The following is a 25,036-nucleotide window of genomic DNA, read 5'->3' on the forward strand; positions in this document are numbered from 1 at the left end:
CGAGAGGCCGGGATCATGACGACGAGCCAAACCTATTCGCGCCCCGAGCGGCTGCTGCAGATCGCGTCGTGGGGCATCGCCGTGGCGTTCGCGCTGTTCCTCAACATGCTGGGCAGCCTCGTGATCCGCGACATGGCGTTCGCGCCGCGCGGCGGGCCGCCGACGCTCGCGCGCTACGCCGACACGCAGGCGGACGCCGCGCTGCGCGCGTCGCAGCGGGAACTGCAGCGCGAGCAGGGCGCGCTGACGGATAAGGCCGACGCGTTCGCGACCGCCCGCAATCGCGCGCAGCAGGACTACGACCAGGCGAAGGAGAGCTTTCGCAACTGGATCGCGACGCGCAGCGCGACGGGCGACGCGAGCCGCAACCCGGAGGTGCTCGCGCGCACGCGCCAGCTCGACGAGCTGCAGGCAGCCGTGGCCGGATGGCAGCGCCGGCACGATCAGATCGCCGATCAGCTCGACGCGCTGCGCAAGCGCCAGGACGACGTGAGCGCGCAGCTCGCGCAATCGCGGACGCAGGCCGAGCAGCGCTTCGAGCAGGCGAGCCGGCGCTACGAGCTCGTCGTGTTCGCGTGGCGGCTCGCATTCACGCTGCCGATCCTCGTGCTCGCGGTCTGGCTGTTCGTCCGTTACCGGAAAGTGCGCTACTGGCCGTTCGTCTATGGCTTCGGGATGTTCGCGCTGACGGCGTTCTTCGTCGAGCTCGTGCCGTATCTGCCGAGCTTCGGCGGCTACGTGCGCGTCATCGTCGGCATCGTGCTGACGGTGTTCGCGGGCGTCTACATGCTTCGCGCGTTCCAGCGGTACGTGGAGCGCAAGCGCGAGGAGATGCGGCGCAGCCAGCGCGAACGCGCACAGGCGATCGATTACGACAAGGCGATCGCCGCGTATCAGAAGAAGCTGTGCCCGTCGTGCGACAAGCCATGGAACCTGGGCGGCGACGGCGCGACGTTCTGCATCCACTGCGGGCTCAAGCTGTTCGAGCCGTGCGGGTGCGGCACGCGCAACTTCGCGTTTTTCCCGTTTTGCAGCGGCTGCGGGGCGTCGGTGAGCCGTGCGGAAGACGAGCGGCGGCGCGCGGACGACGCGTGACGCATCACGCATGACGCGCGGCCGGCGCGTCATGCGTGCGTCATGGGTGTGTGGCGGGCGGCCGTTTGCGCGCGCGGCCGGGTTACGGTGATTCGATCACTTTGCAGGGCTTGTTGCAGTCCGTGTACCTCATGCACGTCTTGTTCGAGACGAGCCGTTGCAGGTTTTCCCGCGCGAGCTTCTTGGCTGCCGTGCACGCGTCGTGGCTGTTGCCCGGGACGACGCCCGTGGCCGACCGCCCGCGGTCGGCCTTGCACGGGTCGGCGGGCGCGCCTTCCTTGATCGAGCAACGCCCCTCCTGGCTGACTTTTGCCGCGTGAGCGGCAGGCGCGGCGGCGAGCGACGCGAAGCCTGCGACGACGGCAAGACGGATCAGACGGCCTGCGTTCCGGGTCACGATTGTCATTGTTCTTCTTTCCAGCGAATGGGGCCGAGACCGGCCGGCCTCGGACGAGCCGGCCGCCCGTAGGGGCGCGGCGATGGGCCGGCGGCGCGCCGGAGCCGGGCGGGATCGATGCGTCACGGCGCGATGCGGCGCGACGATGCCCGCGATCGAGCCTAAGAAAGCCGAAAGCGTGCCGTCAAGCTGCGAAATCTGGTGGGCGGGCAACGCGCGTCGAATGGCGGCCGATGCCTTGCGGCGCGTTGCGGCGATATGGTGGCGATATGGTGGCCACGCGGCGGCAATATCGCGGAGCAGCACAGGCGGGCGGTCCGCTCGAATCGGCCGCCCGCCGATCGTTTTCGACGATTCGTCGAAAACGATCGGCAATCCGTCGAAAATTCGCGTCGATCCGCATCAGTTTTCGTCTACAAAGTGTTTTTGCACATCCCTACACTTTCCGACAGGGCAACACGCCACTTACAACAATCACCTTGTCAGGAGAGAACGACATGAAAATCGCCATCGTCGGCGCGGGTCTCATCGGTCACACCATCGCTCATCTGTTGCGCGAAACCGGCGACTACGAAGTCGTCGCGTTCGACCGCGATCCGGACGCGCTCGCGAAGCTCGCGAACGAAGGGATCGCGACGCTGCGTGTCGATTCCGCCGATGCGACCGCGATCCGCGAAGCGGTGAAGGGCTTCGACGCGCTCGTCAACGCGCTGCCGTACTACCTGGCCGTCAACGTCGCCGCCGCCGCGAAGGCTGCGGGCGTCCATTACTTCGATCTGACCGAGGACGTGCGCGCGACGGGCGCGATCCGCGAGCTCGCCGAAGGCGCGAACCGCGCGTTCATGCCGCAGTGCGGCCTCGCGCCCGGCTTCATCGGCATCGCCGCGCACGAGCTCGTGAACGGCTTCTCCGAGGTGCGCGACGTGAAGATGCGCGTCGGCGCGTTGCCCGAGTATCCGACCAACGCGCTGAAGTACAACCTGACGTGGAGCGTCGACGGCCTCATCAACGAATACTGCCAGCCGTGCGAAGCGGTTCGCGACGGCCGCCGCCAATGGGTGCAGCCGCTCGAGGGGCTCGAGCATTTCTCGCTCGACGGCATCGAATACGAGGCGTTCAACACGTCGGGCGGCCTCGGCACGCTGTGCGAGACGCTCGAAGGCAAGGTCGAGACGCTCGATTACAAGTCGGTCCGCTATCCGGGCCACCGCGAGCTGATCCAGTTCCTGCTCGAGGATCTGCGCCTGTCGACCGATCGCGACACGCTGAAGGCGATCATGCGCCGCGCGGTGCCGTCGACGAAGCAGGACGTCGTGCTCGTGTTCGTCACGGTGACGGGCATGAAGCACGGCCAGCTCGTGCAGGACGTGTTCACGCGCAAGATCTTCGCGAAGGAAGTTTGCGCAATGCCGATGAGCGCGATCCAGATCACGACGGCGGGCGCGATGTGCGCGGTGCTCGATCTGTTCCGCGAAAAGAAGCTGCCGCAGAGCGGCTTCGTGCGCCAGGAGCAGGTGCCGCTGCACGCGTTCCTCGCGAACCGCTTCGGCAAGCTGTACGAGGGCGGCACGCTCGAGAGGATGCACGCGCTCGCGTAATGCCTGCGCCGCGCGCGACGCGTGTTGCGCGCGGCGGGCGGCTCCGTCGCGACGAGCGGTGCCGACCGGAGCGCGGCGCGTCAACGTGAATCGAGGCGCGTCGATGCAAAGACCGCAAAGACCGCAAAGACCGCAAAGACCGCAAAGACCGCAAAGACCCCGCGAAACGACGCCGGGCCGGCCGTAGGGCCGCCCGGCGTTTTTTGCAAGCCGTGTCGGAAACGGAAATGGGACAGCCGTCGCGATTCGCCGCGTCAGGCGGGCAGCGGCGGCACGGTCGACGCGCCGCGCGCGGGCGGCGGTGCGATGTGATCGAGGAGCGCGCCGACGTCGGCATCCGACGGCGCGGTGTTGTCGAACATCAGGAGGCCTTCGCACTGCTCGCCCGTCGGGATGAAGCGGCGCTGCCGGTATTCGTCCCAGTGCGCGAGCTTGTAGGCGTCATTCGGGTTGCCGCGCGCGACGATCCGCGTGTGCGCGGTCTCCTCCGCCGTGTGGACCCAGACGATGCGCAGCTCGACGTCGGGCCCGATGCCGAGCCACGCGCGGTCCAGGAGGCGCCTGTCGCGCACTTCGCGCGACATCGGGCCGACGACGATCACGCTGATGCCGAGCTCGAGGTTCTCGCGCGCGGTGTCGAGGAGCCCCTGATATTCGGGATCGCGCAGATGCTGAAGATAAAGCGGGCTGTCGCGGTCGTTCGGGTCGTGCGTCAGCGCGCCCATCGCGGCCGAGCTGTAGCGGCCGTACAGCGTGTCCTTGTCGAGCAGGCAAAACGCTTCGCCCGTCGTCTTCATCAGCGGCCGGATCAGCCGCTTCGCGAGCGTCGTCTTGCCCGTGCCGGCATGGCCGCAGAAAAACACCAGATACGTCACGAACGGCTGCCCTCCGGGGCGGCGGGCTCGCTCGCCCGGTGTGCGTCGTCGGGCGAGCCCGTCGGGAAATTGCCGCTCGCTTCGAGCCACATCGCGTTGATGATGCCGAAGCCGAGCGCGACGCCGATGCCGAGAATCCATGCGAAGTACCACATCGCTGCCTCCTTGACGCTCAGGACGGCGGCATGGGCCGCCGGACGATTCGAGGGAGCGCCGCTTCGCGCGAGGGCGGGCGGCGACGCGTGCACGACGCCGATCATGACCAATATCGGCGGCCCGCGCAAGCGACGCGTCGCCGCCGCTTCGCGCGAGAGCGGCTAAACTGTGCGCCGGAATCGCTTCGAACCTAGCAACAGCATGCTGATCAATTGCGCCGCATACCAGGATGGCCGCAAGCTGGCCGACATCGACATCGACGACATCAGCGACTACGTCGCGAAGCCCGAGTGCTTCGTCTGGGTCGCGCTGAAGGACCCCGAGCCGGAAGAAATCGAACGGATGGGCGAGGAGTTCGATCTGCACGAACTCGCGCTCGAGGACGCACGCAAGGGCCATCAGCGCCCGAAGATCGAGGAATACGGCGATTCGCTGTTCGCGGTGCTGCATACGCTGGAGATCGACGGGCAAGGCGAGCTTCGGTTGGGCGAGCTGAACGTGTTCGTCGGCCCGAACTACGTGCTGTCGATCCGCAATCACACCGAGCAGGACTTCCGCGCGGTGCGCGCGCGCTGCGAGCGCGAGCCGCATCTGCTGAGGGAGGGCGCCGCGTTCGTGTTCTACGCGTTGATGGACCAGGTCGTCGACCGCTATTTCCCGATCCTCGAGGCGCTCGGCGCGGAGCTGGAGGCGCTCGAGGACCGGATCTTCGAGAAGACGGGCACGGCCGCCGCCCGCGCGCTGATCGAGGATCTGTACACGCTCAAGCGCCGGCTCGTGATGCTGCACCAGCACACGGCGCCCCTCGTCGAGCCGCTCGCGAAGCTCGTCGGCGGGCGGATTCCGCAGGTCTGCGCGGGCATGGACCACTATTTCCGCGACGTCTACGACCATCTGCTGCGGATCGTGCGGACGATCGAAGGGCGGCGCGAGATGCTCGTGACCGCGCTCCAGGTGAACCTCGGGATGATCTCGCTCGCGGAAAGCGAGGTGACGAAGCGGCTCGGTTCGTTCGCCGCGCTGTTCGCGATCCCGACGATGATCGCCGGGATCTACGGGATGAACTTCAACAACATGCCGGAGTTGCATTGGCGCTACGGCTTCTACGTGTGCCTCGGCGTGATGGCGGCCGCCGACCTGTTCCTGTGGAAACGCTTCAGGAAGGCCGGATGGCTGTGAGCCGCCGTGCTCACGCGGGCGTCGCGAGCTTGCCGACGACGACGCTCCACGGCCGCACCCGCCAGCGCTTGACGAGGCCGTTCGCGACGTAAGGATCGGCTTGCGCGAACGCCTCGGCGGCGGCAGGCGACGGCGCGTCGAACACGAGCACCGCTTCGTCGGCCGGATCGGCGAGCGCGCCCGCGAGCAGCAGCTCGCCGCGCGCGGTGGCCGCCTTCGCGAGCTCGAGATGCTCGGCGCGGTACGTGCCGCGCCGCTCGAGATAGTCGTCGACGAGTTCGTAGGTCAGCAGGTAGTACATGGAGCGCTCCTCGCAGGATGGGGCATGCCGGCCCGTCGGCGCGAACCCGCGGCGGGCGGTTATACGGGCAACGGCCACGGGCAACGGCCAGTAAACGGCCAGTATAGGCTGGGCTTCGCGGGCGCCGCATCGTGTAACAATCGGTCGCGGGCGAACACCTCGCATCGACCGCGCGCCGCCCCTGAACGTTCGCGTCGGCGCGCCCGGCGGGTTTGAGCGCCGAATCGCGTCGGCGGCGCGGCGGTTGCCGCGCGTCGCGGCGAACACGCCGTTACAAATCGATACGGACCGTGGCGCCCGCACGCGTCAGACTGGCGCGCAATGCGCACGTTCGTCCGCATGTTCATCCATCGGGCGGACGCTGCGGACGCATCGCGCGACGGCAGACGCACGAGCGTACGCGAGCGCTCACGACCGTCGCGCGGCATGCCTTTGCGATACGCAGGCGGCGCGATCGCGACGCCGCACCGAATCACACGACACCACACGAATCGATGAAGCTCCGAACACTGTTGCTACTGGGAATGTCGTCCGCCATGCTCGCCGCGTGCGGCTGGTTCCATGCGGGCCCCGGCGAGCGCGACATCGACGCGGCCGTGCGCCGCGCGCTCGACGCGGAGAATCGCGGGCCGCTCAACTCGATGCTTGGCCAGCCGCTGCCGGTGGCGGCCGACGTCGCGTCGGTGAAGCCCGTCGGCGATTGCACGAAGGTGGCCGAGCGCACGTATTCGTGCAACGTCGCGATCACCTGGCACGACGGGCGGCCGGACGAAGGCGACGCGTCGCTGCGCACGACGCTCACGTTCACCGAGGGCAGCGACGGCGCGTGGCAGACGTCGCACGTCGATGCGGCGCTCGCCGCCGGTGCGGCGAAGTCGCTGATCGACCGCATCAGCGGTGCGATCGCGGCGAGCGGCGCGTCGCAGCCGCAGTGAGCCGGCCGTTCGCGGCCGGTGGTCGGCGGGAGTGCGGCGTATTTCGGCGTGCGGCGGCGACCGGTTTCATGCGGCGGCGATCGGCTTCATGCAATTGAGCCGCCGCCGAAGCGGCGCGTGGCGTGTCGCTCATCGCTCGAAGCCGATGTGAGCGCACGGCGACCGGCTTCGGGCGGGGCCCCCGCGCGTTGCAACGACCGATCGCGGCGGTGGGCGCCGTGGTGCGCGCGGCATGTGCTCGGTCGCGCCGATTGGAGGCGGGCTGGGCAGTAAATGGTCGCCGCGACAGCGAACTCGCGCGCGAGCGCGACGCCCGATCGCATTCGGCGATTGGCCGCTGCACGGAAAGATTGTGGCGCGAGAAGGTTGGGAAAGGCGGGGAACCGGGCCGCGAAGAAGCGCTCGCGCAAGCCCTAAGCCCTAACAGAGGCCGTTGAAATTCTCTCCTGCAAGGTGTCGGAGAAAATCGTCGACCTCTCTGAATGCGCGACAAACCGCTCGTTCGGCTTCGGTATGAGGGAGGCTCCCCCAAAACCTTGTGCGAGGAGCACCTCGCAAACCAGTTTTTCAATGGCCTGGTCAGCCCAACGCCGCGAGCCGTAACCTACCGCGCGCGGCCCGCGGCCCGCGCGTCACGCGACGTCAGTGATGCGCGTACGTGCGCGGCGCGCGCACGGCACGCCGCACGTGGTGTCGGCGCTGCTTGTGATGATGCGTCGTCTTCACGGCGTGCCGTGCCGGCGTGGCCTGCGCGCCGCCGGACATGCCCGTCTGACCTTCGCCGAAGTGATAGGTCTGCGCGTGGGCGACCGGCGTCAGCGCGGTCAGCGCGAATGCGGCGCAGGCGGCCGCGATGAGAATCGAAAGCTTCAAGAGAATGTGCTCCGGTCGGATAAGGCGAACGAGCATAGCGCGACTGCGGGCCGTGTGCCTTTCGTTTGCCTGCGCCGAATGATCTTTGACAATCGCGCGACGCGCTCGATGCCGGCGCGTCGCACGGACGGGGCGACGCGCGCGGCCCGTCTCGCATCGACGCGGACGGCCGGCGCCGCGCATTGGCTTGTTACGCCGCCGTCGGTCGGCTCAGTACTGGCGATTGTCGTCGCCGCGTCGGTCGTCGCGCCCGCGGTCGCCGTCGCGATAGCCGCCGCGATCGTCGCGCCGGTTGTCGTCACGGCGATAGTATTGCGGCGGATGCGAGCGTTCCCATTCAGCGCGTTCCCAGTAGCGCTGGCCGTCCCAATAACGGTCGCCGTGCCAGCCGATGCCGACGTTCACGCCGACGGCGGGTTCGGCCGGATACACAGCGCAGCCTGCGAGCATTGCGCTCGCGAGGAGCGGCAGAAGCATCAGTTTTTTCATGACTTTCAACCCCATGAAGTCGGTTCGTAACCCGAATCATAGAGAGTTGGCGGACCGCCGCGTGTATAGGATTGCAACGGTATATGACGATGACGGCCGCCGCGCCGCGCGATGCGGCGCCGCGTGTCGTCACGGGCGGCGGACCGCCGCTCGGGAAAGGCACGACGCTCGTGCAGCCGCCGAAGGCCGTTCATCGCGACCGGGGTGCGCATGCCGTGCGCCGCCGCGCGCCCATTCGCATCGGCTCGCGCCGCAAGTGAATCGACGCGGCGCGATCGCATCACTCGCTTCGCGGCGGCGGCAGGTTCTGCACCATCAGCGTCTGCGGATTCGACAGAGGAATGCCCGCCGCGCGCAGCCGCTTGAGGATCTCGAACAGCAGATCGCTCTTCGTCGTCCCGGCGATGCGCGGACTGCCGACGTAGCCCGTCACGCTGAGCGTGATCCCGTCCGGCGTGAGCTGGCTGAACGTGACGGACGGCGCGGGCTTCTCGAGGATCGCCGCGTGCTCGCGGTACGCGCCGAGCAGCAGGTCGCGCACCTGCTCGGGATCGGTGTTGAGCGGGAACGTGAGCATCAGCGTCGCGACGCCTTGCGTGCTGTTGCCCATCGTCACGTTGCGCAGGTTCTGCGAGATCAGCTGCGAGTTCGGCACGATCACGGTCGAGCGGTCGGACAGCTGGATCTCGGTCGCGCGCACGTTGATCCGGCGGATGTCGCCTTCGACGCCCGAGATGCTGATCATGTCGCCGACCTTCACCGGCCGCTCGGTCAAGAGGATCAGCCCGGACACGAAGTTCTTCACGATTTCCTGCAGGCCGAAGCCGATGCCGACGGACAGCGCGCTCACGATCCACGCGAGGTTGTCCCACTTGACGCCGAGCAGCGACAGCGTAAGCAGCACGATCGCGACGTAGCCGACATTGCTGAAGAGCGTGATGAGCGACGCGCGCATGCCGGGGTCCATGCCGATCGCCGGCAGCAGCTCGTTGTCGAGCCAACGGCGCACCGAACGCAGCAGATAGAGGCCGACCGCGAGCGCGAGCGCCGCGTTCAGGATGCGGTCGGGCACGATGTTCAGGCGCTGCAGCTTGTCGCCGCCGAACATCGAGATCACGCTCACGAGCAGGTCGTTCGGCGTCGTGCCGAAGCCGCCCGTCAGCAGAGCGACCACGGCGACGAGCAGCAGCATGCTCGTGCCGAACCCGGACAGCACGGTCTTCGCCTGATCGAGATGGCTGTCGTTCAGCCCGAACAGATGCTTGATCAGCTTGCCGCTCGACAGGTTCGCGGAAAACGCGCTCGCGCACACGTCGCGCGTGAGACGGGTCAGCAGGTACAGGCTGCCGAGCACGATCTCGAACCAGACGAGCTCGTAGGTCAGAAAGCGGGCGACGGAGATATAGCCGACGAGCAGCGCGACGAGCGCCGCGACGACGGTCAGCGTGACGCCTGCGTGGATCAGCCCGGCGAGCGTCGAGCGCGCCTCGGGCGGCTCGCCCGCCGCGGCGAGCGCGGTGCGCACGCGGTTCGCGCGCAGCAGCGACGCGCCGATCGTCACGACGACGACGAGCGACACGATCCCGCGGCCGAACAGCGTGACCTGCACGCTCGTGTCGGCCGTGCGGTTCAGTTGCTCGAGCGCGCCCGCGACGAGCAGCAGCGTCGCGAGGATCGCCGGAAACGGCCGCATCGCGAGCGCGACTTCGTCGGCGAGCGCGGGCAGGCGCCAGCTCGGATGGCGCGTGCACAAGAGCGCGCGGCCGAGGCCCGCGATCAGCGCGCAGGTCAGCGCGAGCTTCGCGAGCTCGTCGGCGAAATCCTGCAGTGCGCTCGGCAGCGCGTAGTCGCGCGTGAGCGCGAGGTAGACGAGCTGCACCGTGACGCCCGTCGTCACGACGCTCGCCAGCACGACCGACGTCGCGAGCGCGCTGCGCCGCACGCGGGTTTCCGGCAGCTTCGTCAGGCTGAACCAGGCGAGCGCGCGCTCGGCGAGCCGCCTGCCGATCGTCCACACGGCGAGCGCGGCGGCGATGAGGAGCGCGGTGCCGAGCCGCCGGCCCGGCTCCCACGCCGCGCGCAGCATTTGCCCGATCTGCGCGCCGAACGCGTCGAGCTCCTGCCGGTCGTCGTCCGACGGATGGAAGAGGGGCGCCCAGAACTGCGCGCCGAGGATACTGCCCGAGCGCAGCACGAGCTGGTCGCGCAGCAGGCTGCGACGCAGCTTCGAGTATTGCTGGGTCAGGTTGACGAGGCTGTCCTTCTCGTCGGCGGCCTGCTTGAGCGCGGCGTCGAACTGCGTCTTGCGCGCGTTCAGGTCCGCGCGCTGCCGCGCGACGGCGGCCGTCTCGGGCGCGGCGCCCGGCGCGGGCGGCGGGCCTAGCACGTCGAGCTGCGCCTGGAGCTGCGCGCGCGCGGGCACGAGCGCGGCCGTCAGCTTCTCGACGTCCGTCGCGAGCGCTTGCGTCGCTTCGTCGAGCGCGTTCAGCTGCTTGTACGTCGTCGCGGTCGACGCCTGCTGCTTGATGCGGTCGAGCGTGACCTGCACGCGCTTGAGCTCGGCGACGGCCTCGTCGCGCGAGATCGTCGGCGCGGGCGGCACGGTCGCGCCGGACGCGAGGTCGACGGCCGCGACGGCGGGCAGCGCCACACAGAACAGATGAAATAGACAAACGAGCGCGACATGGCGCGCAAATTTCGGAAAACGGACCATCGGGAAACCTTACAGATCGGTTGCGCGAACGGACAACCGGAATGCGCTGTAGATTGCCACGGTTTTTCGGCTCGCGTATCGCCGACGACAATCCGAAACAACTGAAAGGAAAACGAAATATTAAGGTTCTTGACAGCGCATGCCGCGCGCCGCCGCGCGCCGGTGCCGCGCGCGGCTCCGGTCGCGATGCGCGGCGGCGCGCGGCGGACCTCAGATCCGCTCGATCGGTATGTAACGGCCGTCCTTGCCGATGGGCGTCACCGGCAGGCGGGCCTTCTCGCGGCGCTTTCGTTCCTTCGCGAGCGGCGGGCAGCTGTGCGCGTCGTAGTACATGACCATGCAGTCGAGGCACAGCAGGCATTCCATCGGATCGATCCGGCCGGCGGCGTCGATCGCCTGCGAGCCGCAGCCGACCGCGCACGCATGGCAGCTCGTGCATTCGGGCTTGCGGCGCAGCTTGAGGAGCCGCAAGCGCCCGGGCAGCGCGAGGCTCGCGCCGAGCGGGCACAGATACTTGCAGAACGGCCGCTCGATGAAGATCGACGCGCCGACGACGAGCGTCCAGAACAGCATGAAAGGCCACGAGCGGTTGAGGACGCCGACGAGGAAGGTCGTCTTGAACGGCTCGATCTCGGCGAGCTTCTCGGCCCACGGCATCGAAAAGAACGACACGACGAGCAGCACGGCGAACACCGCGTACTTCAGCATGCGCAGCCGGCCGTGCCAGCGCGGCGGCAGCTTGCGCTGCAGGCGCGCGAGGCCTGTTGCGCGCGCGGTCTTGTAGAGCAGCTCGGACAGCGAGCCGAACGGGCACAGCCAGCCGCAGAAGAGGCCGCGGCCCCAGACGATCGCAGTGATCGCGATCGCGATCCAGAACAGGAAGACGAACGGATCGGACAGGAAAAGCCCCCAGTTCCAGCCGCCCGCGAGCGAATGGACGAGCGTGAGTACCTGCGTGATCGACGGCTGCGCCATCTCGTGCCAGCCGGCGAAGCCGATCGCGATCAGCCAGCTCGCGGTCTTCGGCCACGACACCCAGCGCTTGTCCGCGCGCGTCGCGCGGCGCACCCAGCGCTCGCGCGTCGCGAAGAAGAGCGTGACGGCCGCGATCCAGGCGACGAACAGGCCGATCTCGAGATGCTTGGCCGTCCAGGCCTTGCGCCACGCGGGCACGTCTTCGTCGACGCGCGGGCGGCCGCCCGCGAGGAATTCGCCCGGCAGCCAGTACCGGGAGCCGAACGCGGAGAACGTCTTCGCGCCCGTCTCCTTGTCGGACCGGTGGCCGAGGAACACGAACTGCCACGGATACGCGGCGCTGAACCGCGTGCTGCGCACGATGAAAATGCCCGTCTCGTCGAAGGCCGGCGCGCCGGCCGCCTGCATCGCGTACAGATTCAGGTAGTCGGAATCCTTGAACGTGAACGCGTTGATGCCTTGCCGGACCTGGATGCGATCGTAGATGCCGCCGCGCACGAAGCCCGAGCCCTTGAACGACTCGGTGCCGTTCGCGACGACGAACAGCGCGTGCTCGCCCGGTTTCAGCCGGCTCATCAGTTGCGCGTATTCGTAGTCGCCGAGGATGCTCTTGCCGATCGCGGGCGCGTTCAGATAGCCGTAGTAGAGATCGAGATAGGGCGCGCCCGTGTCCGGCGCGCCGACGTCGGCCGGCCGGATCGCGAGATGCGCGAGCGCGCCGCGCTCGACGAGCGTCCGCCACGCATAGCGCGTGTTCGACGGCAGCAGCCTCGCCTGCGGCAGCACTGTTTCCTTCACGATGCCGACCTGGCTCGCGATCGCGACCGCGCAGCGCGAGATCAACTGATTCTCGGCGATCACGGTGACGGTCGCGCCCGAGATCGCGTCGACGCTCGTCGCGCCCGCGTCGCCGTTGCCGATTTCGAGCCGCGCGCCCGCGAACTTGCCGACGTACTGACGCAGGAACGCGAGCAGCTTGCTTTCAGGAATCCCGACGAGCAGGATCGGCTCGCTGTGCTTGAGCACGCGCACGCCGGTGATCGTGCCTTTCGTGTCCATCCCGATCAGCGTGACGATCGGCTTGCCCGAATAGCCCTGGATGTCGACGATGTCGGTCGACAGGAACACGTAGCCCTTCAGCGTGCGTGTGCGCCCGTCGTCCGCGTAAGCGTCGACGTACGGCGGGCTGCCCTTGCGCGCCGAGAACGCGTTGGCGCCCGGCAGCACGGACGCGCAATCGGTCCACTTGCACATCTCGGGCTGGCTGAAGAGTTCGGGCGGCAGCTCCTGCTCGTAGATCGACGCGACGCCGGGGCGGGCCGCCGCGACGAGGAGCGCGAACAGGATGATCCGGAACAGTGCTTTCATGTTGGTCACTTTGACGAAGGCGCGGGCGCGGGCGCGACGTCGATCGCGCCCGCGTCGCCGGCGGCGGTGCGGTCAGTGCGCCTTGGCGACCATGAAGTCGACCGCGGCCTCGACCTCGTTGTCCTTCAGGCTCGGATTGCCGCCGCGCGGCGGCATCGTGCCCTTGCCGCCGGTGAAGCCTTCGAGCGCGTGCTTGTACAGCGTCGGCTTGCCTTGCGCGATGCGCGGCGCCCAGTCGTCCTTGTTGCCGGCGATCGGCGCGCCGGCCGCACCCGTCTGGTGGCACATGAAGCACACGCTCTTGAACACTTTCTCGCCAGCGGGGTTCGGCGCGTCCGCGGCGGTGGTCGGGGCCGCCGCGGCTGCATTGGCCGCGGGCGCCGGGTCGCTCGAAGGCGCGGGCGCGGCCGGCGCGGCGGACGGCGCGGAAGCGGCCCCGGCGCTCGCGCCGGCAGACGCGTCGACCGTGACCGAAGCGGCGGGCGCGATCGATGCCGACGACGCGGCGGGCGGCGCGCCGCCGTCGCGCTTGCCGCAGCCCACAGGCCGAGCGCAAGCGCGAATCCGACGGCGGCGATCGACAGGTTTCGAATCTTCATGGTTTTTCCTCGTATCAGGGGAGTCAGGATGTAACGGCCCGCGCATCGGACGAGCCGTGCGCGGACGGGGGTTCGTGGCCGAGCAGCGGCGCGTCGGCAAGCCGTTCGATCAGCACGCGGACGTTGCGCCACGGCTCGGCGCCGATCTCGGTGACGGGATCGGCGACGACGCGCCCGTCCGGCGTGTGCAGATGATTCGGGTGCGCGGCGTCCGACGGCGCGCGGGCGTCGACGCCCGCGGGGCGCGGCGCGGTGTCGATGCGCATCTCGGCGTCGCCCCGGCGCCAGGCGATCGCGTATTCGTGCGGGCCCGCGATGCGCAGCGTCAGCTCGACGCCGTTCGCGAGGCTCACGTCGAGCGCGTCGCGGCGCAGCGTGACGGACGCGACGCGCGTCGCGTCGAACGTGGTCTCGATGCGCTCCTTCAGTTCGATGTGCAGCATCGTCATGCTCCTTGCGCGAGCAGCAGCGCGCGCAGTTGCTCGCGGATCGTCTCGCGCGTGTGGGTGAGCGTCTTCGCGGCGACGTAGTGCTCGTACGCCGGGTGTTCGTCGACTTCGCCCGCCGCGATCCGCGCGAGCAGCGCCGCTTCGTCGGCCGCGCCGAATTCGGCGAGGAGGCGCTTGCGATCCTCGCGCAGGTCGTAGAGCAGGCGGCTCAGCGCGTTGATCTGCTGCGCCGCCTCGTTGGGCAGGTTGCGGAAGAAATGCGTCATCTCGTCGTCCTCACATCGTCTGGTCCTTGACGACGCCGCCATCCGTCGTCGCCATCTCGGGGGTGATCTCGTCGAAGCGGTAGAGCTTGCCGCCCTCGGTTTGCGCGAAGCGCGCGGCGTCGGCTTCGGAGGCGAACGACGCGAATGTCTGGCCCATCGCGCCGAGCTTCTTCGAGCCGATCACGTAGATCGCGCGCTTGGCGTCGATCCAGTGGCCGACCGGGTGCCGCCAGTCGGCCGCGGCCATGTCCTGCACGTAGAGCGCGCGGACCTTGCGGTCGTGCTCGGGGCGCAGATAGACGGAGAAGAGGCCGAGCGTGTCGCAGAAGAAGTCCGGCTGGCCGTCCGCGTAGACGATCTGCGCCTTCGGGCCCGGGTAATCCTTCAGGCTCATGCCGTCGAGCACGCTGACGGTCGCGTCGGTGATTTCGCGCGGCGCGGGCGGCGTTTGCGCATCGTGGCCGCAGGCGGCGACGAGGACAGCGGCGGCGAGCGCGGCGACGGCCGTCCTCACGGCGGCGGGGATGCGGCGGTGTTTCATCGATTGAATCTCCAGGCGGCGAGGCCGAGCGGCGCCACGATCCACGCGAGCATGACCGGGCCGAGAAAGAGCGGCGACGCGAGCGCGGCGGGAAACGCGCTGACGGCGCCGAACATCGTATGCAGATCGCCCGGGCCGAAGATGTTCAGGATGCGGAACACGTCGGCGGGATTGAGCAGCAGCAGCGGCGGCAGCAGCGGGCCGATCCCCGCGCCGCCCGTGAGCACGAGCGCGCCGAGCAGCAGCAGGTCGTAGACGAGCACGAAGAAGAACCACAGCGCGATCGCGACGCCGCTCGCCGACGTGCGGCTCGCGCAGAACGCCGACGCGCACACGGCGATGCTCAGGAACACCCAGCCGAGCAGCACCGCGCTCACGACGAAGCCCGCGTACTGATACCAGTCGGCGACGGGCACGCGCGCGGCGATCACCGCGCCCGCCGCGCCGAAGCCCGCGAGCGTCGCGCAGGTGAGGGCGGCCGCGAGGCCGGCGTACTTGCCGACGAGCAGCTCGGTGCGGGTGAGCGGATACGACAGGAGCAGGTTCAGCGTGCCGCGCTCGCGCTCGCCGACCAGCGCGTCGAAGCCGGGGATGAGCGCGATGAGCGGCAGCAGGTAGATCGTGAGGCTCACGAGGCTCGCGATCAGCGGCTCGATGCCGTGAAAACCGACGGCGCCTTGCGCGGCCGCGCCGAAATACGAGATCGCGAGCGTGAATGCGGCGAACACGAGCGAGACCGCGAGCACCCAGCGGTTGCGGATGCGGTCGTGGAACTCCTTGCCCGCGATCACGCGGATTTGCGCCCACGGCGGGCGAGCGGGCGTGCTCATGCGTTCACCTCGTATCCGGCGTAGCCGAGGAACACGTCTTCGAGCGACGGTTCGTGAATGTGCAGGTCGACGATGCGCGCGGCGAGCGGCGACAGCGCGGCGATCGCCGCCATCTTTGCGTGTTGCGGGCAGGCGAACGCGATCCGGCGGCCGCGGATCGTCGGTTCGCCGAACGGCGCGCGGCGCAGCGCGGCCTCGACGGCGCGCGTGTCGTCGTCGCGCAGCACGAGCTCGATCGTGAGCGGCAGGTTGGTCTCGCCGCGCAGCGCGTCGACGCTGCCCACCGCCTGCAGCCGGCCCGCGCGCACGATCGCGAGGCGATCGACGCGCTGCTGGATCTCGGCGAGGATGTGCGACGTGATGACGATCGTCGCTCCCGCGCGCTGCCGCTCGCGAAGAATCCGGTAGAACGCGCGGATGCCTTCCGGATCGAGGCCGTTTGTCGGCTCGTCGAGGAACAGCAGGCGCGGATCGCCGAGCAGCGCCTGCGCGAAGCCGAGCCGCTGCTTCATGCCTTTCGAGTATTCGCGAACCTTGCGCGCGGCCGCGCGGGCGAGCCCCACTTCTTCCAGGAGCGGCGCGCACGCGGCCGGCTCGACGCCTTTGAGCCGCGCGAAGAAGCGCAGCGTCTCGAGCCCCGTCAGGTTGTCGTAGAGCACGACGTTTTCCGGCAGATAGCCGAGCGTGCGCCGGATCGCGAGAAACCGCGCGTCGCGCGCGGACACGCCTTCGATCCGCACGTCGCCCGCGTCGGCGGCGACGAGGCCGAGCATCAGCTGGAACAGCGTGCTCTTGCCCGCGCCGTTGCGGCCGATGAGGCCGAACAGCTCGCCCGGCGCGATCGAGAGATCGACGCCGTCGATCGCGCGCACCGCGCCGAATGTCTTGACGACGCCTGTCAGCTCGATCATCGCTTGCCCGCCCATTGTTGCCAGCCGGCGTGCGCGGCGCGCATGCGCGGCGCGTCGTCGACGACGCTCGGCACCGCGAGCAGCGGAAATTGCCGCGCGACGACGCGCAGCGCCTGCACGGCCGGGCTGTTCATCAGCACCTTGACCGGCGGCACGCGCCAGGTCAGCCGGTCGACGAGATCGTTCGCCTTGTACGGCACGTCGCCGACGCCGCGGCCGCGTGGGTCCCAGCCGATGTAGTTGCTCCAGTAGTTGCCGGGCCACGCGACGTCGGCCGCGGCGACGTAGCGGATCTGCTCGCGGTTGCCGGCGAAATCGTTGCCCGTCACGTCGTTGTGGATCGAGCCGCCCCACAGATGCACGCCGACCTTGTTGTCGACGACGAGGTTGCCGCGGATCGTGTTGTACTCGGCGTCATAGACGAAAAAGCCGCGCTGGTTGCCGGCGACGACGTTGTTCTCGATCAGCGAATCCTGGATCGTGCGCAGCATGATGCCGTGATCGGTGTTGCCCCAGACCGTGTTGTTCCGCACGATCTGATTGCGCGCCTCCATGATCGCGAGGCCGCCTCGGTTGTGATACACGTCGTTGCCGTCCCAGACGTTGTAGTAGGAGTTCATGTAGTGCGTGCCGTAGCGCACGTCGTGGATCGTGTTGCGCTCGAAGCGCGCGTGATGCGACACGTCGACGTAGATGCCGTCGCGCGCGTAGCTGATCGTGTTGCCGACGATGCGCGCGCCCGTCGTGTTGTAGAGCTGGATGCCGTTGCCGCGCTTCGGCGACAGGAAATCGCGCTTGCCGACGATCACGTTGTCGGTGACTTGCACGTCGGCCGAGCGCTCGATCCACATGCCGAACAGGTTGTAGACGAGCTCGCAGTGGTCGATGCGCGCGCGGTCGGAGCCCGGTTGCACGTAGACGCCCGCGTTCTGCGCGGTCAGGTCGGCGCCGCTGTCGACGATCGACAGGCCGCTGATCGTCACGTCCGGCGCGGCCACGCGGATCACGTCGCCGGAAAGGCGCCCGTCGATCGTCGGGCGGCCGACACCGCGCAGCGTGAGGCGCTTGTCGATCGTCAGGTTCTCCGCGTAGCGGCCGGGATGCACGAGCACCGTATCCCCCGGCCGCGCGGCGGCGAGCGCCGCGCCGATGCGCTCGCCGGGATGCACGGCGAGCGTCGCCGCGAACGCGGCGTGCATCAGCAGCGGCGCGGCGGCGAGCGTCGCGAGAACGTGGGGAGTGGGCATTGTTTTCCGTTTCGTCAGGGCGTCGGCGTTTTTCGCTTCGTTCGCTTCGTTCGCTTCGCGCGCGGGCCGCCGGCGGCCCGCGTCGTCCCGGACGGCGGCGTGCTCGCCCGGGCGCGAAGCCCCGGTTCCCGTCGCCGCCGCCCGCGCGGCACGTGCCGCCGGCGTGCGAGCGCGCTATGCTTCGACGAGCATTCGCGAGCGCATCTCGAGGTGCAGCGCGTGACAGAAGTTCGTGCAGAAGCACCAGAACACGCCGGGCTTGTCCGCGACGAACGTCACCGACTGCGTCTGCTGCGGATGCACGACGAAGTTGATGTTGTAGAACGGGATCGCGAAGCCGTGCGTCAGGTCTTCGACCTTGTCGAGATTGGTCAGGATGATCGTGACCTCGTCGCCTTTCTTCACGGTCCATTCGCGCAGCCCGAAAGTCGGCGCCTGCGACGTCAGGTAGACGGTGACCTTCCTGCCGTGCCGCTCGACGCGGCTGTCCTTCGCGTTCTTCACCGCGAGCGGGAACTCGTCGAGGTTGTAGATCTGCCGCGTCTTGATGATGTCGCGGCGCACGACGATCGAATCGTGCGGCTCGGGATACGTCGGATGATCGGCGACGAGCTGCATCTTCTCGCCGCTGATGTCGATCAGTTGCGCGCTGTCCGGATGCAGCGGGCCGACGGGCAGGTAGCGGTCCTTCGAGAACTTGTTGTCCGAGATGAAGAATTTGCCGTCCGGCTCCTTCGTCTCGCCCATCGACGTGAAGCCGTGGCCCGGCTGGTAGTGGACGTCGATCCGGTCGACGACCACCTTCGCCGCCTTGTCGCCCTTGTACGCCTTGATCGCCTCGTCGAGACTCCACTTGACGATCTGGCTGTCGAGAAAGAGCGTCGTGTACGCGTAGCCCTTGCCGTCGAAGCCTGTGTGCAGCGGCCCGAGCCCGATCTCGGGCTCCGCGACGACCGCGTCGCGCGGCTCCTTCAGCTCGCCCGCGAACCACTTGAGCATCAGCTCGTGCGAGATCAGCGTCGCGGTCGGCGAGAGCTTGCCCGCGCACGCATAGTACTTGCCGTCGGGCGAGACGTTCACGCCGTGCGGGTTCTTCGGCACGGGCACGTAGCAGGTGAGGGCGGTTTTCGGATCGGCGTTCGCCGCATGCGTGCCGTCGACGACGGGCACGGGCGAATTGCCGATGCGAAACGTCTTGCCGTTCTTCACCGCTTCCTCGATGCGCGCGACGTTGAAGAACACGCACGCGTCGCGTTCGGCCGCCATCATGTCCTCGTAATGGACGCCGTTCTCGGTGTTGTACTGGTTCGAGCACGCGAGCTTGCCGTCGTACGACGTCGCGACGAGATCCATGTTGCCGTCGATCTTCACCTGCCAGCGCGGCTGCATCGTCTTCGCGTCGACGCACGTGAAGAGGCAGTAGTACTTCTTCGGATCGTTCAGGTCGCGGCCGTCGTTCGGATGCGGAATGTGGAACTCGTTGCCGCAGAACACGCGCGTCGTGTAGTTGATCTTGTCGTCGAGCGGGTCGCGCTTGTCCGGGAAGATGCCGTGGAAGCCCTGCACGTTCGGCAACGGCGTGATCGCGTCGCATTCCATCGTGTCGAGGCGCACGCGCGCGATCCGCGCGTTGATCTTGTCGTTGACGAAGATGTACTTGCCGTCGTACGTGCCGTCCGCATACGACATGTGCACGTGGTGCGTGTCGCCCGTGAAGTAGTCGAGCTGGCCGTTGGCCTTCGTGCCGATGATCTTGCGCGATTCGTTCGTGATGCCCCAGCCGGACATGCAGTCGATGTTGTAGACGGGAATGCGCCGTATCTCGCGGCCGGACGGCAGGCCGTGCACGCGGATGTCGCCCGAGTGGCCGCCGCTCGAGAACACGTAGTACGTGTCGAGCTTGCCCGGATGCACTTCGTACTTGCCGAAGTCGATCGCGGCGGCGGGGCTCGCGCCGCTCGCCGCGCTCGCGCTCGTGCCGCCCGCGGCGGCGGGCGCGTCGCCGCCCTTGTTGCAGCCGGCGAGGCCGAGCGACAGGCTCGCGCCCGCGAGCCCGGCGACCGCCGACGACGCGAGGAACTTGCGCCGCCGCGCGTCCTGCGGCGCCGCCGCGTCTTCAGTGTTTGCCTTGGTATTAGCCATCACATTCTCACTTATCGTTTCGATTCAGCGCCAAGCAACCGGTAGCTTTACTTCGATTTCAGAAATACGGGTTTCCTGGTGACTGGATATGCACCGCATTGCGGCAAAATGTCACTCAATAGCCTCAATCTCCTTTCATCTCAAGGGCAAATGAAAATAAAACAAAAAATAAGGATTATGAAACTTATTTATTCATCGTGATTTGAACGGAAAGATTTCCGTCGCTAGTGTCGTAGCTCGCCTATTCATGAGAAATGATCTGGATCAAGAAGGGGTATTGGCGATGAATGTTTTCTGGCATCGTCGCGGGTGCGCTTGAACGGCGTCAAACCGGATGCGCGAAACACGGCCGGAGGGAGGAGGCGAAGTGCGGGTTCGACGCAACTTGACGCGGTTTTACGGCACTTTAAACGTCTGATGAATGATGCGAAAAGACGCTGCCGACATGCGGCACCCGGACGCAGCGGACCGCCGGCCAAGAAATCGCTGTCGGACCTTTCGCCGGCCCAATTTGATTTGAATCAAACCAAAAAGTAACCGGGAAAAATAATAATTCGCCATTGGCCGGATGAAATTCGGTCATCGAGCTTCATGGTGAAAAACTGATTCGAGTGCATTTAAATTGTCTGCTTTTAGGAAAACCATTGGCCTGTCGCTGACGGCCATTATCGGTATCGCCTTTGCGCTCTGGCTGACGCTCAGAGCGCCGGAGGTTTATGTCCAGGGCACTTATGTATTCGGCACGCGCGTGCAATTGGCGCTCTACGGCGTGCCGCTCGATCGCGCGCAGCAGGCGACGAACGCGGTGTTCGCGCATTTCCAGGCGATGCATCGCGGGCTGCACGCGTGGCAGCCGTCGGACGTCACGCGGCTCAATCGAAGCCTCGCGGCGGGCGAGCCGTTTCACGCGCTCCCCCAGCTCGCCGCGATCCTGCGCGCGGCGCGCCGTTTGTCGATCGACACACAGGGGCTTTTCGAGCCGGGCATCGGACGGCTGATCCGGCTCTGGGGCTTCCAGTCCGATCAGTTCGACGTGAAGCCGCCGTCGCGCGACGCGGTGCAACGCGAAACGGCGCGGCATGCGCGCATCGAGGATCTCGTCATTTCGCCGTCCGGCGTCGTTACGAGCGCGAACCGCGCGATCGCGATCGATCTCGGCGGCTACGCGAAAGGCTGGGCGCTCGACGACGCGGCCGCGATGCTCAAGGCGCAGGGCATCGACAACGCGCTGATCGACGTCGGCGGCAATCTGCTCGCGCTCGGCAGCAAGGGCGGCGAGGCGTGGCGCGTCGGCATTCAGGACCCGCGCAAGCCCGGCACGCTCGCGACGCTCGAGCTGCGCGACGGCGAGGCGATCGGCACGAGCGGCGATTACGAGCGCTTCTTCCAGGCGAACGGCGTTCGCTATTGCCACATCATCGATCCGCGCAGCGGCTTTCCCGCGACGCAAAGCGAATCGGTGACCGTGCTCGTCGCGCCCGGCCCGCACGCCGGCGCGCTTTCCGACGGCGCGAGCAAGCCGCCCTTCATCGCGGGACGAGCGGCGATGCCGCTCACGCGCGGGCTCGGCGTCGACGCCGTGCTGATCGTCGATGCGCAAGGGCGCGTGTGGGCGACGGACGCGATGGCCGCGCGCGTGCGCTTCGCCGATCCGGCGCTGAGCGCCGCTCGCCTCGATTGAGCGACGGGAGCGCCGTCGCGATGTCGCACGGGCCGAGCATCGATTTGCAGGACGTGAGCCTCCATCGCGGCGGCCGGGCGATTCTGCGGCGCGTGAGCCTGTCGATCGGATACGGCGAGCTCGTCGCGATGGTGGGGCTGAACGGCGCGGGCAAGACGTCGCTGCTGTCGCTCGTCGCGACGCTCGCCGCGCCGAGCGGCGGGCGGATCTTCGTCGACGGTGTCGACGCGCTCGCGCAGCCGGCCAGGGTGCGCGAGCGAATCGGCGTCGTGTTTCAGGAGTCCGCGCTCGAGCCGCGCCTGTCCGCGTGCGACAACCTGTGGTTCATCGCGCATTGCCAGGGCGTAAGAGGGCGCGCCGAGCGGGCGCGCACGGGCGAGCTGCTCGCGATGCTCGGCCTCGACGCGCACGCGGCGACGCCGGTGCGCTGGCTGTCGGGCGGCCAGCGCCGGCGGCTCGAGCTTGCGCGCGCGCTTGTCGCGAAGCCTCGCGTGCTGCTGCTCGACGAGCCGACGCTCGGCCTCGACGTGGCCGCGCGCGATGCGTTCTGGGCGGAGATCAAGCGGCTCGTCGCCGACGGCTGCGCGGTGCTGTGCTCGACGCATTACACGGAAGAGGCGCGCGACGCCGATCGCATCGTCGTGCTCGATCGCGGCGAGCGGGTCGCGCTCGGCTCGTGGCGTGCGATGCGCGCGCCCGTGCCCGGCGTGATCCGCCTGCGCGTGCCGGATATCGACGCCGCGCGCCGCTGGCTCGCCGAGCACGGCTATCCGGTCGAAGTCGACGAAGACAATGTCGTCGTCGCGGGCGCCGATCCGCAGGCCGTGCTGCCGGCGCTGCTGCGACGGATGCCGTGCCGCGTGCTCGGCGCGGATATCGCGGCCCCCGGCCTGAAGGACGTCGTCGGCCACTGGATCGCCGCGCGGCGGCGCGAAGACGCGGCGGCGCCGCGCGCCGGGGAGCGCGCATGAGCGACGTTCTCGCGATCGTCTGGTTCGATCTGAAGCGCTTCTGGGCGTCGCCGCTGCGGATACTGTTCGGGCTCACGCAGCCGCTCCTGTATCTGTTCGTGCTGGGCGCGGCGCTGCGAAGCGGCACCTATGCGGAGATCGGCGGTTACCAGGCGTACATTTTTCCGGGCGTGGTCGGATTGTCGCTGATGTTCACGGCGATCTCGGCCGCAGTCGGCATCGTGCACGACCGCCAGACCGGTTTTCTGAACGCGCTCCTGGTGTCGCCCGTGCGCCGCGTCGACATCGCCCTCGGCAAGATCGGCTCGGGCGCGCTGCTCGCGTGGATGCAGGCGCTGCTGCTGCTGCCGTTCTCGCCGGCGATCGGGATCGGCCTCACGGCGCCGCGCCTCGCGCTCCTCGTCGCGGCGATGGCGTTCGCCGCGCTCGTGTTCTCGGCGCTCGGACTCGCGCTCGCGTTGCCGTTCCGTTCGGTGATCGTGTTTCCGGTCGTGTCGAACACGCTGCTGCTGCCGATGTTTTTCCTGTCGGGCGGCCTGTATCCGCTCGACCTCGCGCCGGACTGGATTCGCGCGGCGGCCGCGTTCGATCCCGCCGCTTACGGGGTCGACCTGATGCGCGGTGTGTTGACGACGCAGTTCGCGATCGCGCCGTCCCGCTCGATCGCGGCGCTCGCCGCGTGCCTCGCCGCCGCGGGCTGGCTCGTCGTGCGTCGCATCGGGCGGCGGGACGCTTAGCGCGCGATCCGGGCCCGTCGAGCGGCACGCGTCGGGACGGCGCACGACAGCCGTGCTCAACGTCCGTTTATCCAGAGGTGCAACTAACGGTCTGGTTTCCCATTCGGCCACGTCACACGACTTCGCCCCGTCGATGCGGCGACCTTCCGAAGCTGCCAACAGAGCAGGGCTCTACGACGATTATTCCAAGTCGCCCATATTCACCAGTTCAGATTGTGAATCGATATCCTCGATTAAATGAATCGGCGTTTGAAATTTAACATCCTCGTGCGGAATTGAAGTTTCTATGTTTTCGTTGAAAACGATCTATCGTTCCTGAAGGCATGGAGGGATTTAAAAAATTAAATCCGTATTGATTAAACGGGGTTGAAAACGAAGTGAAATTTCGATGAAACCGGTTTGGCGTCGAGTGTCGCGCGGCCGCTTCGATGGAGGCTGTAAAGAGAAATCGTTTCCATGCCGCGCATTTCTGATCATTCGTTATCGGGTGTTTAATTGGGGGCAAAAATGAATGCAATGCTTTGGAGGCGCCGTTTGGATCACGTCATGTCGGCAATGTTGACCGCCGGAGTCGCGCTGCTCCCGCCTCTCGCCTTCGCGGACGGGGAATCCGCGCCCGGGATGCGGAGTTTGTCGAGCGTGATTGCCGCGCCTGCGGTGCGCAACGCGGTTGGTCCGGCGTGCACGCAAAATGTGTCCATCACGTCGCTCGCCAATCACGACCTCGTATCGACCGAGTTGGGATATGCGGGGAGCGAATATGCGATGTTGCGCGCCCGTGCGACCGCGGCGGGCCCCTGGGAGCAGTACACCGTGTGCAACTACACGAGCGACGGGTATTGGACGATTCAATCGCAAGCGAACGGACTATACGTTTCCGCGGAGCTCGGCTACTCGGGTGGCCAGTACGGGATGCTGCGCGCACGCGCGTCCGTTGTCGGGCCGTGGGAGAAATTCACGTTCGGCGCCTGCGGCCTCGGCTGCACGACGGTCCAGTCGCAGGCGAATGGACTATTCGTCTCGGCGGAACTCGGTTACACCGGTGATCAGTACGGGATGCTGCGCGCACGCGCTTCCGTTGCAGGTCCTTGGGAACAGTTCCGCTAGAGCGATCCGTTTCGCGAGAGGAAGCGCTCGAGTTCGAAGAACTGAGCGCAAAAGGGGAATACACGGGGATATCCGTGGCTAGCGATGCGACGCCCAGGTCGCCCCGACATCCCGACTCGATTGCGACTGGGCGGCACGGTGTCGAAGGGGATGGGGTGGCTTGCCCGAATGCCGTGCCGCCATGAAATCGTCTACGTGAGGACGCGGAGCCAGCGCAGATCTCGACGTGCGCCGGTCGACGTGACGTCACGCTCCGGCGAGGGCGATGGGGAGCCTGCCCGGCGGATGACGCCGCTGTCGCACGGCGCGCCGCGGCTCGCCGGACGGATGAATCGAGCTCGCCGCGCAAAACCGAAGCGCCGCGCGCGTGCATGTTGTCTCATGCCGCGATCCCGCGCAGAACCATCCCGGCCGGCTGTACGACGCTCGCGAACGCCGGATGCCGACACTACCATTTCTCTCAGGGGGAATTACTAAAAATAATAACCGTTATGAAATAATATGATATCGCAGGCAGAAAATAAAATGTAAAGTGGATCTACGCCATCTTTCATCTGGACAAAAGACATCTCACATCGATGTCGAAAATCAAAATAAAGTC

24 protein-coding genes and 1 pseudogene are annotated in these 25,036 nt (G+C 67.5%); 9 read left to right on the forward strand and 16 right to left on the reverse strand.

Annotation, left to right across the window (positions count from 1 at the left end; all coding sequences use genetic code 11):
• Nucleotides 1–15 precede the first annotated feature (15 nt).
• Nucleotides 16–1,095 (forward strand): zinc ribbon domain-containing protein, encoded by a 1,080-nt coding sequence (locus WT60_RS10270; protein WP_038742895.1) that lies wholly within the window; start codon nt 16–18, stop codon nt 1,093–1,095.
• Nucleotides 1,096–1,177: 82 nt separating this feature from the next.
• Here the strand turns inward: WT60_RS10270 and WT60_RS10275 are convergent, their stop codons facing one another.
• The gene (locus WT60_RS10275; RefSeq protein WP_059577475.1) at nt 1,178–1,501 is read right to left on the reverse strand and encodes a hypothetical protein; all 324 of its coding nucleotides are present in this window, start codon (nt 1,499–1,501) and stop codon (nt 1,178–1,180) included.
• A 488-nt stretch (nt 1,502–1,989) separates the two neighbouring features.
• On the opposite strand from WT60_RS10275, the gene WT60_RS10280 reads away from it, so the two are divergent.
• Nucleotides 1,990–3,090: a saccharopine dehydrogenase C-terminal domain-containing protein gene (locus WT60_RS10280; protein ID WP_038742899.1), complete on the forward strand. Its 1,101-nt coding sequence runs from the start codon at nt 1,990–1,992 to the stop codon at nt 3,088–3,090.
• Between the two features lie 254 nt (nt 3,091–3,344).
• On the opposite strand, the gene WT60_RS10285 is transcribed toward WT60_RS10280, so the two are convergent.
• A complete protein-coding gene (locus tag WT60_RS10285; protein ID WP_038742900.1) occupies nt 3,345–3,965 on the reverse strand; it encodes an ATP-binding protein in 621 nt (206 codons plus the stop codon).
• Nucleotides 3,962–4,120 (reverse strand): cytochrome bd-I oxidase subunit CydX, encoded by a 159-nt coding sequence (gene cydX, locus WT60_RS10290; protein WP_038743296.1) that lies wholly within the window; start codon nt 4,118–4,120, stop codon nt 3,962–3,964. The genes WT60_RS10285 and cydX overlap by 4 nt, the downstream gene beginning before the upstream one ends.
• 202 nt (nt 4,121–4,322) lie before the next feature.
• Here cydX and corA point away from each other — a divergent pair, with 202 nt between their 5' ends.
• Complete coding sequence (gene corA, locus WT60_RS10295) at nt 4,323–5,300, forward strand: magnesium/cobalt transporter CorA (RefSeq protein WP_038742902.1); 978 nt, start codon at nt 4,323–4,325, stop codon at nt 5,298–5,300.
• A gap of 10 nt (nt 5,301–5,310) precedes the next feature.
• On the opposite strand, the gene WT60_RS10300 is transcribed toward corA, so the two are convergent.
• Nucleotides 5,311–5,601, reverse strand: a complete 291-nt coding sequence (locus WT60_RS10300; RefSeq protein ID WP_038742904.1) for a YciI-like protein — start codon at nt 5,599–5,601, stop codon at nt 5,311–5,313.
• A 494-nt stretch (nt 5,602–6,095) separates the two neighbouring features.
• Between WT60_RS10300 and WT60_RS10310 the strand changes: the two genes are divergently transcribed.
• A complete protein-coding gene (locus tag WT60_RS10310; RefSeq protein WP_038742906.1) occupies nt 6,096–6,536 on the forward strand; it encodes a hypothetical protein in 441 nt (146 codons plus the stop codon).
• Between the two features lie 642 nt (nt 6,537–7,178).
• On the opposite strand, the gene WT60_RS10315 is transcribed toward WT60_RS10310, so the two are convergent.
• Both WT60_RS10315 and WT60_RS34400 read right to left on the reverse strand, forming a co-directional pair.
• Nucleotides 7,179–7,409 carry a hypothetical protein gene (locus WT60_RS10315; protein ID WP_060355608.1) on the reverse strand — a complete coding sequence of 77 codons (231 nt, stop codon included), beginning with the start codon at nt 7,407–7,409 and terminating at the stop codon, nt 7,179–7,181.
• Nucleotides 7,410–7,619: 210 nt separating this feature from the next.
• Nucleotides 7,620–7,898 (reverse strand): hypothetical protein, encoded by a 279-nt coding sequence (locus WT60_RS34400; protein WP_060355607.1) that lies wholly within the window; start codon nt 7,896–7,898, stop codon nt 7,620–7,622.
• Between the two features lie 83 nt (nt 7,899–7,981).
• Between WT60_RS34400 and WT60_RS34405 the strand changes: the two genes are divergently transcribed.
• A complete protein-coding gene (locus tag WT60_RS34405; RefSeq protein ID WP_156432406.1) occupies nt 7,982–8,158 on the forward strand; it encodes a hypothetical protein in 177 nt (58 codons plus the stop codon).
• A 20-nt stretch (nt 8,159–8,178) separates the two neighbouring features.
• Here the strand turns inward: WT60_RS34405 and WT60_RS10330 are convergent, their stop codons facing one another.
• From WT60_RS10330 to nosZ, 10 genes and pseudogenes are all read right to left on the reverse strand, one after another.
• Complete coding sequence (locus tag WT60_RS10330; protein ID WP_059670832.1) at nt 8,179–10,611, reverse strand: DUF3772 domain-containing protein; 2,433 nt, start codon at nt 10,609–10,611, stop codon at nt 8,179–8,181.
• A gap of 210 nt (nt 10,612–10,821) precedes the next feature.
• On the reverse strand, nt 10,822–12,954 hold the full coding sequence (locus WT60_RS10340; protein ID WP_060355606.1) for a 4Fe-4S binding protein: 2,133 nt from the start codon (nt 12,952–12,954) through the stop codon (nt 10,822–10,824).
• A gap of 72 nt (nt 12,955–13,026) precedes the next feature.
• Nucleotides 13,027–13,553: pseudogene (locus tag WT60_RS10345) on the reverse strand (c-type cytochrome).
• 23 nt (nt 13,554–13,576) lie between these two features.
• The gene (locus tag WT60_RS10350) at nt 13,577–13,996 is read right to left on the reverse strand and encodes a hypothetical protein (RefSeq protein WP_059670844.1); all 420 of its coding nucleotides are present in this window, start codon (nt 13,994–13,996) and stop codon (nt 13,577–13,579) included.
• A 2-nt stretch (nt 13,997–13,998) separates the two neighbouring features.
• Nucleotides 13,999–14,268, reverse strand: coding sequence for a hypothetical protein (locus WT60_RS10355; protein WP_059670834.1), 270 nt, complete (start codon nt 14,266–14,268; stop codon nt 13,999–14,001).
• 10 nt (nt 14,269–14,278) lie between these two features.
• Nucleotides 14,279–14,809, reverse strand: a complete 531-nt coding sequence (locus WT60_RS10360) for a nitrous oxide reductase accessory protein NosL (RefSeq protein ID WP_059577497.1) — start codon at nt 14,807–14,809, stop codon at nt 14,279–14,281.
• Nucleotides 14,806–15,639, reverse strand: coding sequence for an ABC transporter permease subunit (locus tag WT60_RS10365; RefSeq protein ID WP_060355605.1), 834 nt, complete (start codon nt 15,637–15,639; stop codon nt 14,806–14,808). Before WT60_RS10365 ends, WT60_RS10360 begins: the two co-directional genes overlap by 4 nt.
• A complete protein-coding gene (locus WT60_RS10370; protein ID WP_059647735.1) occupies nt 15,636–16,550 on the reverse strand; it encodes an ABC transporter ATP-binding protein in 915 nt (304 codons plus the stop codon). Before WT60_RS10370 ends, WT60_RS10365 begins: the two co-directional genes overlap by 4 nt.
• A complete protein-coding gene (locus WT60_RS10375) occupies nt 16,547–17,797 on the reverse strand; it encodes a nitrous oxide reductase family maturation protein NosD (protein ID WP_060355604.1) in 1,251 nt (416 codons plus the stop codon). Before WT60_RS10375 ends, WT60_RS10370 begins: the two co-directional genes overlap by 4 nt.
• A 174-nt stretch (nt 17,798–17,971) precedes the next feature.
• On the reverse strand, nt 17,972–19,939 hold the full coding sequence (gene nosZ, locus WT60_RS10380) for a TAT-dependent nitrous-oxide reductase (RefSeq protein WP_038742928.1): 1,968 nt from the start codon (nt 19,937–19,939) through the stop codon (nt 17,972–17,974).
• 643 nt (nt 19,940–20,582) lie between these two features.
• On the opposite strand from nosZ, the gene WT60_RS10385 reads away from it, so the two are divergent.
• The 4 genes from WT60_RS10385 to WT60_RS10400 all read left to right on the forward strand — a co-directional run bounded on the left by WT60_RS10385 (nt 20,583) and on the right by WT60_RS10400 (nt 24,435).
• Nucleotides 20,583–21,620, forward strand: coding sequence for an FAD:protein FMN transferase (locus WT60_RS10385; protein WP_236860880.1), 1,038 nt, complete (start codon nt 20,583–20,585; stop codon nt 21,618–21,620).
• Nucleotides 21,621–21,640: 20 nt separating this feature from the next.
• Nucleotides 21,641–22,591, forward strand: a complete 951-nt coding sequence (locus tag WT60_RS10390; RefSeq protein ID WP_060355630.1) for an ABC transporter ATP-binding protein — start codon at nt 21,641–21,643, stop codon at nt 22,589–22,591.
• The gene (locus WT60_RS10395) at nt 22,588–23,328 is read left to right on the forward strand and encodes an ABC transporter permease (protein ID WP_060355602.1); all 741 of its coding nucleotides are present in this window, start codon (nt 22,588–22,590) and stop codon (nt 23,326–23,328) included. Before WT60_RS10390 ends, WT60_RS10395 begins: the two co-directional genes overlap by 4 nt.
• 534 nt (nt 23,329–23,862) lie before the next feature.
• Complete coding sequence (locus WT60_RS10400) at nt 23,863–24,435, forward strand: hypothetical protein (RefSeq protein WP_145986767.1); 573 nt, start codon at nt 23,863–23,865, stop codon at nt 24,433–24,435.
• Nucleotides 24,436–25,036: the final 601 nt, after the last annotated feature.

This window comes from Burkholderia sp. MSMB617WGS, assembly GCF_001532025.2.
Classification (GTDB): Bacteria; Pseudomonadota; Gammaproteobacteria; order Burkholderiales; family Burkholderiaceae; genus Burkholderia; species Burkholderia savannae.